We start from the raw sequence: 11,485 nt of genomic DNA on the forward strand, positions 1-11,485 counted from the left end.
ATAGTATGAATATTGCTGAATTTCATTTTTCAAATGGAAATAAAATACAAGCACAAATAGAAGATTCAAATGAGAAAATTTTTAAGATATTTTTGGAAAAAAGACTAAAAAATTACAATCAATATATCAAAGCTACAAAAGACATAATTAAAGAATGTAAAAGATTAAATATTGTCAATAGAGATGATTTTGATACGTTTCAAATAAATTCTATAGAAGTTTTAACAAATTTGTTATTTGAATTAAAAAATGGGCTATTGCGAGAATATGATCTTAAGAGCAGCAATCGATGTCCGCATGCTTGTATTAAATCTCATTATTTGGAATTTGTAAAATATGTCAATGCTTATAAAAATTATGTTTCAAAAGATATGGTTAAGTATTTGAAGACAAGAGGTGGTGAGAAAGAATTTAAAGTAGAAATAAAAAATCAAAAGATAGAAATTATTGCTAGTATTAATAATATTAGAAAATACTCTTCGAATAGATTTTTGGAATATAGTGTTTTAGGTAAAAATGAAGTTGAGTCATATGCTAAACCATTATTTGAAGATATATTAAGCAACTCAAATCTTAGTGCGATTAAGCAAAGCGAAAATGAAAAGATACTAATTGAAAATCAAAATATACCTTTAAATCAAATTCTTTATGGGCCTCCAGGGACAGGAAAAACTTATCATACTATAGATAAAGCTTTAGAAATTTTAGGTGAAAATTTAGAAAACAGAGATGAGAAAAAAGCAAAATTTGATGAGTATGTAAAAAATGGACAAATAGTTTTTACCACTTTTCATCAAAGCTATGGATATGAAGAATTTGTAGAAGGCATAAAGCCTCGCATAGATAGCAAAGAAAATTCTAAGGAAGTAGAATACGAAATAAAAGACGGAATTTTTAAAGAACTTTGTAAAAAAGCTTTGGATAATTACAAAGTATCTTTATTAACACAAGAAGAATTTGTAAAGAGTGAAGATTTAGAAAACAAAATAGAAATTTTTTTAGATGAATTAGTAGATCAACAAAAATTTATAGAAAAAATTCAAAGTGGTGGATTTAAATTAGAAGAATATAATGAAAAATATAGAATTATCACAGATGATACTAATGCAAATTTGTATTTAAATTTAGAAATTTTTAAAACGCTTTTGGAAAATAAAGATAAGATTATAAACGGAAGAAGCATTAAGCAAATTTTAAATAATAAACATAGAAGACAAATCGATAGTTACTATTTTCAGCTAGTTAAATTGTTTAAAGAACGAGAACAAGATTATAAAGTAGATAATAATCCTAGTGAAAAGCCAGAATTAAAACCTTATATAATCATCATCGATGAAATCAATCGTGGTAATGTAAGTAAGATTTTTGGTGAGCTTATAACCTTGATAGAAGCTAGCAAAAGGATAGGTGAAAAAGAAGAGTTAAAAGTGACTTTGCCTTATAGTGGCAAAGAATTTGGAGTACCTAAAAATGTTTATATCATAGGTACTATGAATACAGCCGATAGAAGCATAACTTCTCTTGATACAGCTTTAAGAAGAAGATTTGAATTTATTGAGATGATGCCTGATGTGAGCAAATTATCTATGGATTGTGAAGGTATTAATTTACAAGAATTATTAAAAGCTATAAACACTCGTATAGAATATTTACTAGATAGAGAAAAAACCATAGGTCATGCATTTTTTGTAAGTGTTGAAAATTTAGAAGATTTAAAAAAAGTTTTTCAAAATAAAATTATTCCGCTTTTGCAAGAGTATTTTTATAATGATTATGCTTTGATTAATGCGGTTTTAAATCATAATGGTATGATTAAAGAAGATAAAAAAGATGATAAATATCTTCAAAAAATAAAAAATCTAGATAGTGTTAATAGCGAGAGAAGTATTTATAATATTGCTTCATTTGATGATAAAATTTGGGATAAAATAGAAATATATCAAGCAATTTATAATGATGAAATAGCAAATAAATTAAAAAACGAAAATGAATAGCACTTTTTCCATCATCGAATACCAAGCTTTTTCTAAAGAAGATTTAAAAGAAATTTTCAAAGAAAAGGCCGAAGGGTTTTATAAAGAGCTAGAAGACTTTGCAAAAAATAATGAAAATCTTCTAGGCTTTAAAAATAAAAATACCTTAAAAGCTAAAAATTATGTCGGCATTATACAGACTAAAAGTGGGGTTTTGGAGATTTTGCCAAAATGCACGAATTTAGATAGCTATAAAAAAGAAGATAGCTCTTCAAATCATGACAAAGAAAAACTAAGAAGATGTTATGAATTAGACAATATTTCTAAAAATAATGATTTTTATGAACAAGATTTTAAATTTAATCCTAAAAATCTTTTGATAAATATGCTAAAAACCTTAAAAAACTTCCCCTTTAAAAAATCACAAATTTCATCTTTGCAAAGTTCTAAAATTCCTTTATTTGAAGTGTTTATCACTATGTTTTTAGATGAATTTGATAGCGTATATAAAAAAGGCTTGATGAGATCTTATCTAAGTTGCGAAGAAAATAGGGCTTTTTTAAAGGGAAAATTACTATTTAACGAGCATATCAAGCGAAATTTGATACACAAAGAAAGATTTTTTACAAGCAATGATGAGTTTGTTTTAGATATAGCACCCAATCGTTTGATAAAATCAACGCTAAATTTTTTAAAATCAAAAACAAGTTTGAATAAATTTAGACTTATAAAATCTATGCAAATTCTCGATGAGGTAGAATTTTCTAAAAATTATGAAAAAGATTTTAGTTATAAAATTTCAAGACATTTTGATTATTATGAAAACTTGCTTTTGTGGTGTAAAATTTTCTTAAAAAATGAAAGTTTTATGCCTTATCATGGTAAAAATGAAGCTTTTGCTTTGCTTTTTCCTATGGAGAAAATTTTTGAAGATTATGTAGCTTATATGCTAAAAAAAGTAAATCCAGCTCAAGATATTAAAGTTCAAAACAATGGAAAGTATTTAATCTCAAAAAATGATGAAAATTGTTTCATGTTAAAGCCTGATTTATATATAGAAAATAAAATGATCCTAGATACCAAATGGAAAATTCCAAATGATAGTGAAGATGAGAAAAAACAGGGTATAGAACAAAGCGATTTGTATCAAATGTTTGCTTATGCTTGCAAATTTAAAATTTATGATATTAAACTTGTGTATCCTTTATGTGAAAAAACTCAAGATTTACAAAGAAAAATCGCAGAAAAATTTTTTGTTTTTAAGGCAAGCGAACATTTGTATTTTAAAGAACAAGGGCAAAAAGATATAAAAGTGCAAGTGTGTTTTGCACCTTTACCTTTTTAAAAATTTGCCTATCAAATGCATTAAAAAACCAAAACAAGCTACAGCTATGATACAAGCACCGCTTGAGAGGTTAAGATAATAGCTAAGTATAAGTCCTAAAACACAAAAAATCATACTTAAAAAACTTGCCAAAATCATGATAAAGCCAAGTCTTTTAGTAAAATTTTCAGCAATAAAGCTTGGGATACTAAGTAAAGCCATAACTAAAATAAGCCCTACAAGGCGTATAGAAATAACTATACAAAAAGCCATAAGGGCGATTAAAAGATAATGAAAAAAACTTGTATTGATACCACGAACTTTTGCAAATTCCGCATCAAAGCTTAATGCTTCAAATTGTCTATAAAATAAAAAGATCAAAAGTACCACCACGCTATCAACCAAAGCCATAAGCCATAAATCTTGTGTTCCTACAGCCAAAATGCTCCCAAAAAGATAAGCCATTAAATCTGTGTTATAACTAGGGCTTAAATCGATTAAAATAATCCCAACAGCCATTCCAAAAGCCCAGATTACAGCGATAATACTATCACTTCTGTGTTCATAGTGTTTAGCTAAAAAAGCTACTAAAAAAGCCAAAAATAAAGTAAATATTCCCGTGCTTAATAAAATAGGTAAAGAGAAATAAAAAGCTATACCTATACCACCAAAAGCCCCATGTGTTATACCTCCAGCCATAGAAAAAAGGCGATTTATCATCACCAAAGTACCTATGATCCCACAAGCTATACTGACTAAAATCGCTCCTAGTAAAGCGTTTTGAAAAAAGGTGAAATTTAAAATTTCAAGCATTATTTTCCTTTGAAAATTTTAAACAAAAATTTTCTTTTTTAAATTCTGTTTTTTTCAAATTTCTTCTTGTAAATTCTTGTTCGCATAGTTTTTTACTATCGCAATTTTCTTCATCGCAAAAACAAGTATTTAAACTCATTTCTACATCACAAAAATGAGAGTGGTTTTCGTATAAGTGTTTTAAAAATGAACTTTTTTCTTTTTCTTTAGTATTGGTATGCAAGAAAAGTTCTTTGTTTAAATGTGCAATTTTATCGCTATAAGCTAATACAAGGTTGATATCGTGACAAATGAGTAAAATTCCCATGCCTTTTTGGTGCAAAGAGCTTAGAAGTTCAAAAATTTGTATAGCAGACTTGTTATCAACGCTTGCGGTAGGTTCATCTAAAATAAGCATTTTGCATTCACTAGCTAAGGCTCTTGCGATAAAAACACGTTGTCTTTGTCCTCCGCTTAAAGAATCAATGGTTTTGTTCCAAAATTTTTCCATTCCTACACTTTTTAAAGCTTGCATAGCTTTTTCTTTATCTTTTTTCCCATAAAAACCAAAAATTTTTTTACTTACAAGTCCCATAAGAATGATTTCAAGTACTCTTGGACAAAAATTAGGATTGGCTAGAGTGTGTTGAGGAACATAGCCTATTTCTTTTTTTTGAAGAGCTTTGAAATGGATTTCATTTTTGGATTTTAAAAGTCCTAAGATAAGTTTTACGAGTGTTGATTTTCCTGCGCCATTTGGACCTATGATAGAGAGAAAGTCTTTATTGTCATAGCTAAGATTGATGTTTTTTAAGATGATTTCATTATTATAAGCGTAGTTTAGATTAGAAATTTCAAAAAAAAGCATCAAAAAACCTGATTATAAATTATGAGAAAAGGCATCAGCAGTTTTTAAAAGCTCATTTTCCCAATCATAAGATAAATGATCTATTTTGTAAATTTTTGCATCACATTCTTTAGCAAGTGTTTTTGCTGCATTTTCAGGGAAACCATTTTGAACAAAAATGACTTTTAAATTTTTATCTTTCATTAGAGTGATAAGTTTTTGCAAATCTTTGCTTTTTGGTTCCTTACCTAAAATTTCTACAGGAATTTGCGTAAGATTATAGCGTTTTGCAAAATATGTCCAAGAAGGATGATAAACTACAAATTCTCTATTTTTTAATTTTTCTAATTTTGAGGCAATTTGTAAATTTAAACTATCTAATTCTGCTAAAAATTTATCTAAATTTTCTTTATATAAATTTTCATTTTGTGGATATTTTTGAATCAAGGTGTCATAAATATTTAAAGCCATAGTTTGGACTAAAATAGGATCTAGCCAAGTATGAGGATCAAAATGCTCATGTTCGTGGTGTTCATGCTCATGAGAGTGTTCGTGTGTATCATGAGTTTGAATCAAAGCTATGTTTTTTTGCATATTTACAACTTGAAGTTTTGAAAAATTTTGTTTAAATTTATCCGTAAAAACTTTTTCAAATTCTAAGCCTATAGTGAAATAAATATCACTTTTTTCAAGTTTTTTCATAGTACTTGGTTTAAATTCAAAATTATGCTCATTGCTATTTGGGGGCAAAATAACATTGACATCTAGAGTATTTGCAGCTATTTTTTTAACAAAAAATGCTTGAGGTGCTATACTGACACTAACTAAATTGCTACTAGTATTTTGTTCTTGCTCTAAATTTTTAGCTTGTATGAAAGTATAAAATATCCCTAAAGATAAAATAAATAATAGAATTTTTTTCAAAATATTTCCTTCGATATAAATTTTTTAAATTATAACGATATTAAGCTTAATACATAGAATTTTCGAAGCGATATTTATTTAAATAAAAATAATAAATATAAATTAATTTAATATTTATTAAATGAAATTTTTTATCACTTTTATATTTAAGTAAAAATTTAGATTTTTTAATTTATAATTCTTAAGAAAATTTAGCATTATTTTATATTTTATAAAATTAATGTTAAAAGTTCTTTTACAAAAATTAATTAAATTTAAAAGGAAAATAATGAATAGTATTAAAATAAAACTTTCTGTTATTGCAAATTCAATTGCAATTTTTGCTTTAAGTATTTTGAGCATCATTAGCTTTTACTTTACAAAAGATTCTTTGTATCAAAGTACGCTTTATACTGAAACAGAACTTCTTAAAGCAACACAAATTTCTATAGAGGATTTTAGATCCAGAAATATATCTTTGCTTAATACTCTTGAAAAAGATATATTAAAATTACCCTATGAAGCACTAAATTCTCAAGATAACATAGTTAATAATGTAGGGGCCATATTAAAATACTACCGCAATAGTGGAAATTTGCTTGCTGTTTATATTGGTTTAGATAATGGTGAAAATATCATGAGTAGTGATCTAAGCGAGAAAAAAAATACTAATATAACTATAAATGGAAAAGCCAACAACTATAATGCAACTACTAGGGAATGGTATAAAGAAGCTAGAAATAGTAATCAAATCTATATAACCCCAGCTTATATTGATGCTATTAGTAATGAATACTGCATTACTTACTCTAAAGCTCTTTATAAGGATGGTAAATTTATTGGTGTTTTAGGAATTGATATTTTATTAACTAGTTTACAAGATCAAATCGCTAGAACTCCAGGCAATACCTTTGTTTTTGATAATAAAGATAAAATTTTTGCAGCCACCAACGAAGCTTTATTAGATCCTTCGGTAGACCATTCTCCTGTTCTAAATGCATATAAAGCTCATGGTGATAACAACTTCTTCTCTTATAAGTTAAATAATGAAGAAAGACTTGGAGCTTGTACTAAAGTCTTTGCTTATACAGCTTGTATTACCGAAAGCGCTGATATTATAAATAAACCTATATTTAAAGCAGCATATATACAAGTTATAGCCTTAATTGTTATGATATCTATTAGCATCATCCTCCTTTATTTCATCGTATCAAAATACCTCTCCCCACTTGCAGCTATCCAAACAGGTTTAACTTCATTCTTTGATTTTATCAACTATAAAACAAAAAATGTTTCTACTATAGAAGTAAAAAGCAATGATGAATTTGGACAAATCTCAAATGCTATCAATGAAAACATTCTTGCTACTAAAAGAGGCTTAGAACAAGACAATCAAGCCGTTAAAGAATCAGTTCAAACCGTATCAGTTGTAGAAGGTGGTAATTTAACAGCAAGAATTACTGCTAATCCAAGAAACCCACAACTTATTGAACTTAAAAATGTTCTAAATAAACTTCTTGATGTTTTACAAGCTAGAGTAGGTTCTGATATGAATGCTATTCATAAAATTTTTGAAGAATACAAAAGCTTAGACTTTAGAAATAAATTAGAAAATGCTAGCGGTAGTGTAGAATTAACTACTAATGCTTTAGGTGATGAAATAGTTAAAATGCTAAAACAAAGTTCAGACTTTGCTAATGCTTTAGCTAATGAAAGTGGAAAATTACAAACTGCTGTTCAAAGCTTAACCACTTCTTCAAATTCTCAAGCTCAATCTTTAGAAGAAACTGCAGCAGCTTTAGAAGAGATCACTTCTTCTATGCAAAATGTTTCAGTTAAAACTAGTGATGTTATCACTCAATCTGAAGAGATTAAAAATGTTACAGGTATTATAGGTGATATTGCAGATCAAATCAATCTTTTAGCTTTAAATGCAGCTATTGAAGCAGCTCGTGCTGGAGAACATGGTAGAGGCTTTGCAGTGGTAGCTGATGAAGTTAGAAAGTTAGCTGAAAGAACTCAAAAGTCTTTATCAGAAATTGAAGCTAATACTAATTTACTTGTTCAATCTATCAATGATATGGCAGAAAGTATTAAAGAACAAACTGCAGGTATCACTCAAATCAATGATAGCGTAGCTCAAATTGATCAAACTACTAAAGATAATGTTGAAATTGCTAATGAATCAGCTATTATTTCTAGTACAGTAAGTGATATAGCTAATAATATCTTAGAAGATGTTAAGAAGAAAAGGTTTTAATTAATCATTTATACCTAGTGAAAAACTAGGTATAAATTTTTTCTTCAATTTAAATTTTTCATCAAAGTTTCTAAAAAGTTTCCAAATATTTTTATACTTCCATTGTTTTAAATTTCAATATGGGGTAAAAACAAATGGAAAGAAGATTGTTTTTAAAAGGTTCAGCTTTAGGTTCTATGGTGGCTTTTTTTGCAAGTTCAAATTTAAGTGCTGTTGTGCTTAAGGATAAGGATTTGTTAGGTTTTAAAGCTGTTAGTGCAAGCACACAAGATAAAGTTATAGTACCGCAAGGTTATGAAGCAAAGGTTTTAATTTCTTGGGGTGATCCACTTTTTAGTAAAGCAAAACCTTATGATGAAAATAAAATCATCGATATGAATGCAGTTAAAAATGCTCATTTGGTTTTTGGAGATAACGATGATGGTATGAGTTTTTTTCCACTTTCAAAAAACAGAGGAATTTTAGCCGTTAATAATGAATATATAAATCCTGAAATCATGTTTAATCATCATGGTAAAAATTTAAGCAAAGAAGATGTTTTATACGAGCAAGCCAGTGTGGGTGTGAGTATCTTAGAAATCGAAAAAAAGGGTGATGATTGGACTGTGGTTTTAGACTCTAAGTATAACCGCAGAATCGATGCAAACACTAAAATGCAAGTAAGTGGAGCAGCTAAAAAAGAAGTTTTAAAAAATGAAAAATTTGTTCATGGAACTTTTGCAAATTGTGCAAATGGACAAACACCTTGGGGAACTTATATCACCTGTGAAGAAAATTTTGACGATTTTTTTGGAAGTTCAGACGAAAATCTAGAATTTAATGACTCTCTTAAACGCTATGGATTTAACAAAACTAGTCTTTATGGATGGGAAAAATTTGATGAAAGATTTGATTTAGCTAAAAATATCAATGAAGCCAATCGTTTTGGTTGGATAGTGGAAATCAATCCTTTTGATGCAAAAAGCACACCTGTTAAAAGAACTTCTTTAGGGCGTTTTAAACATGAAAATGCAGAAATTATCGTAGAAAAAGATGGTTCTGTTATAGTTTATATGGGTGATGATGAGATGAATGAATTTATTTATAAATTTATTAGCAAACACAAATACAAAAAAGGTGTTGATACAAGTAAAATTTTAGATGAAGGCACTTTGTATGTAGGACAGTTTAACGGCAATGTGGGAGATTTTAAAGGACAGGGAAAATGGATAGCCTTAGAATATGGCAAAAACGGCCTAGATGAAAAAAATGGTTTTAAGTCTCAAGCTCAAGTACTCATCAATACGCGTCTTGCTGCAAGCATTGTAGGTGCAACTCCTATGGATAGATGTGAATGGATAGCAAGCCATAAACAAAGTGGTTCTAAAGAAGTATTTGCAACACTAACGAACAACAAAAATCGCCAAGAACCTAATGCAGCAAATCTAAGAACTAAAAATGTTTATGGACAAATTTTAAAATGGATGCCAAAAAATTCTCATAAAGACGATGATTTTACTTGGGAAATTTTTGCTCTTGCTGGAAATCCTGATAACCAACAAGGCTTATATAAAGGCTCAAATAATATTACAAGTGAAAATAAATTCAATTCTCCTGATGGACTTAAATTTGATAGAGATGGAAGACTTTGGATACAAACAGATGGATCTTATTCTAATAAAGATGAATACGAAGGCATGGGAAATAACTGCATGCTAGCAGCAAATCCAAAAACAGGGGAAATCAGACGCTTTTTAACAGGACCTATTGCTTGTGAATTAACAGGGATTGCTTTTAGTGAGGATTATACTACAATGTTTGTAGGCATACAACATCCAGGAGAAGGTTTGAAAGGTAGTACTTTTCCTTATGGAAAAACGCCAAGATCAAGTGTAATGATGATAAGAAAACTTGATGGTGGAGTGATAGGAAGCTAAATAAAAATAAAGTTGCTTTTAGCAACTTTATAAAATCTTAATGCAAGCTTTCTATATAAGCCATAGCACTTAATGCAGCTACAGCTCCATCACCTGCAGCACAAATAACTTGCTTAGGCGCATCTTTTCTAAGGTCCCCTGCGGCAAAAAGTCCAGCAACGCTAGTTTGCATTTTAAGATCAACACTTACTTGCCCACCTTCTTCCATATTGCATAAAAACTTACCATCGTCTTGTTTTAAAATTTCATTTCTTACATTAAGACCAACAAAAGTAAAAATTCCTGGAACATTTAAATCTCTAATACTACCATCTTTTAATTTTACTTTTACCCCAGTAACACCCATTTTATCACCATATACTTCATCTACACTTGCGCTAGTAATGAGTTCTATTTTTTCGTTTTTCTTAACTTTTTCTACTGTAGATGGAGCTGCTCTAAACTCATCTCTGCGGTGGATAAGATAAACCTTAGAACAAATATTTGCTAGATATAAAGCTTCTTCTAAAGCCGTATCTCCACCACCTAAAACTGCAACTTCTTTATTTTTATAAAAAAATCCATCACAAGTTGCACAAGTGCTTACACCTTTTCCAAAAAATTCATCTTCGCCCTTAAAACCTGCTTTTTTTGGAGCTGAGCCTGTACAAACTATCACAGCTTTAGCAAGTTCTGTTTTACCACCTTCTAATTTGATGGTAAAACTTCCATCACTATTTTTTAAAATTTGTTCTACTCCAACCATTTCATGTTTTAAACCAAAACGCATACATTGTTCATTCCAAGGAGTCATAAAAGAAATTCCATCCATAACTTGGGCTACACCTGGATAATTTTCTATTTCAGAACTTGAGGTAATTTGTCCACCAGGCATACCTTTTTCAAACATTACTACATTCTTAAGACCACCTCTAGTTGCATAAAGTCCAGCACTAAGTCCAGCAGGACCTCCACCTATGATTGCTACATCTAACATTTATATTTCCTTTATATTGAATTTTATTATTAATAATGATATAAAAATTATTCTTAATAGTAGTTAATAAAAATTATTATTTAGTATAAATTTGAAATTTTTAAGAAGAAGGCTAGTTATACTAGCCTTTAGTTTATAGTAAAGAGTTTAGTTTATCACTAATTGCTTGTTTAGATTGTGCACCAACGAGTTGATCTACAACTTCACCATTTTTAAAGAAAATAAGCGTAGGAATAGAGCGAACACCAAATTCAGCTGCTAAATCACCTTGTTCATCTGTATTTACTTTGCAAATTTTAGCTTTACCATCGAAGTCATTTGCAAGTTCATCAATAACTGGAGCAAGCATTCTACAAGGTCCGCACCATGGAGCCCAAAAATCAACTAAAGCTACACCTTCTTTTGCTTGAGCAAAATTATCACTTGTTAATTCAATATATTTTCCCATAATTTTTCCTTTCTTTAATTTTTGTCTAATTGTATTTTATTTTTTT

The 11,485-nt window shown here is 28.9% G+C and carries 9 protein-coding genes; 4 read left to right on the plus strand and 5 right to left on the minus strand.

All coding sequences use genetic code 11. The features are described 5' to 3' along the window. The first annotated feature begins 5 nt into the window (after positions 1–5). Positions 6–1,994, plus strand: coding sequence for an McrB family protein (locus OT390_RS00960; protein WP_406611498.1), 1,989 nt, complete (start codon positions 6–8; stop codon positions 1,992–1,994). Continuing rightward, positions 1,987–3,318, plus strand: coding sequence for an McrC family protein (locus tag OT390_RS00965; protein ID WP_394535969.1), 1,332 nt, complete (start codon positions 1,987–1,989; stop codon positions 3,316–3,318). The genes OT390_RS00960 and OT390_RS00965 overlap by 8 nt, the downstream gene beginning before the upstream one ends. On the opposite strand, the gene OT390_RS00970 is transcribed toward OT390_RS00965, so the two are convergent. Genes OT390_RS00970 through OT390_RS00980 form a run of 3 tightly spaced genes read right to left on the minus strand, consistent with a single transcriptional unit; the run spans position 3,307 to position 5,860 of the window. Further along, a complete protein-coding gene (locus OT390_RS00970; protein WP_002874273.1) occupies positions 3,307–4,110 on the minus strand; it encodes a metal ABC transporter permease in 804 nt (267 codons plus the stop codon). The two genes, OT390_RS00965 and OT390_RS00970, sit on opposite strands and share 12 nt — an antisense overlap. Continuing rightward, entirely contained in the window at positions 4,103–4,957 is an 855-nt protein-coding gene (locus OT390_RS00975) for an ABC transporter ATP-binding protein (protein ID WP_002869855.1), read from the minus strand. The genes OT390_RS00970 and OT390_RS00975 overlap by 8 nt, the downstream gene beginning before the upstream one ends. A 12-nt stretch (positions 4,958–4,969) precedes the next feature. After that, entirely contained in the window at positions 4,970–5,860 is an 891-nt protein-coding gene (locus OT390_RS00980) for a metal ABC transporter solute-binding protein, Zn/Mn family (RefSeq protein WP_002874274.1), read from the minus strand. Between the two features lie 268 nt (positions 5,861–6,128). Between OT390_RS00980 and OT390_RS00985 the strand changes: the two genes are divergently transcribed. Next, complete coding sequence (locus OT390_RS00985; protein ID WP_406606533.1) at positions 6,129–8,099, plus strand: methyl-accepting chemotaxis protein; 1,971 nt, start codon at positions 6,129–6,131, stop codon at positions 8,097–8,099. A 134-nt stretch (positions 8,100–8,233) separates the two neighbouring features. Then, the gene (locus OT390_RS00990) at positions 8,234–10,015 is read left to right on the plus strand and encodes a PhoX family protein (RefSeq protein ID WP_406611499.1); all 1,782 of its coding nucleotides are present in this window, start codon (positions 8,234–8,236) and stop codon (positions 10,013–10,015) included. A 37-nt stretch (positions 10,016–10,052) separates the two neighbouring features. Here OT390_RS00990 and trxB read toward each other — a convergent pair whose 3' ends face one another. Next, a complete protein-coding gene (trxB, locus tag OT390_RS00995; protein WP_002867934.1) occupies positions 10,053–10,991 on the minus strand; it encodes a thioredoxin-disulfide reductase in 939 nt (312 codons plus the stop codon). A 133-nt stretch (positions 10,992–11,124) separates the two neighbouring features. Then, complete coding sequence (gene trxA / locus OT390_RS01000; protein WP_002778629.1) at positions 11,125–11,439, minus strand: thioredoxin; 315 nt, start codon at positions 11,437–11,439, stop codon at positions 11,125–11,127. Positions 11,440–11,485: the final 46 nt, after the last annotated feature.

It is taken from the genome of Campylobacter sp. CFSAN122748, assembly GCF_045277125.1.
GTDB classification, from domain to species: domain Bacteria; phylum Campylobacterota; class Campylobacteria; order Campylobacterales; family Campylobacteraceae; genus Campylobacter_D; species Campylobacter_D jejuni.

Coding starts and splice junctions, on each gene's coding strand:
- OT390_RS00970 (WP_002874273.1), bottom strand. CDS start 4,110: ATGCTTGAAATTTTAAATTTCACCTTTTTTCAAAACGCTTTACTAGGA.
- OT390_RS00965 (WP_394535969.1), top strand. CDS start 1,987: ATGAATAGCACTTTTTCCATCATCGAATACCAAGCTTTTTCTAAAGAA.
- OT390_RS00975 (WP_002869855.1), bottom strand. CDS start 4,957: ATGCTTTTTTTTGAAATTTCTAATCTAAACTACGCTTATAATAATGAA.
- trxB (WP_002867934.1), bottom strand. CDS start 10,991: ATGTTAGATGTAGCAATCATAGGTGGAGGTCCTGCTGGACTTAGTGCT.
- OT390_RS00960 (WP_406611498.1), top strand. CDS start 6: ATGAATATTGCTGAATTTCATTTTTCAAATGGAAATAAAATACAAGCA.
- trxA (WP_002778629.1), bottom strand. CDS start 11,439: ATGGGAAAATATATTGAATTAACAAGTGATAATTTTGCTCAAGCAAAA.
- OT390_RS00985 (WP_406606533.1), top strand. CDS start 6,129: ATGAATAGTATTAAAATAAAACTTTCTGTTATTGCAAATTCAATTGCA.
- OT390_RS00990 (WP_406611499.1), top strand. CDS start 8,234: ATGGAAAGAAGATTGTTTTTAAAAGGTTCAGCTTTAGGTTCTATGGTG.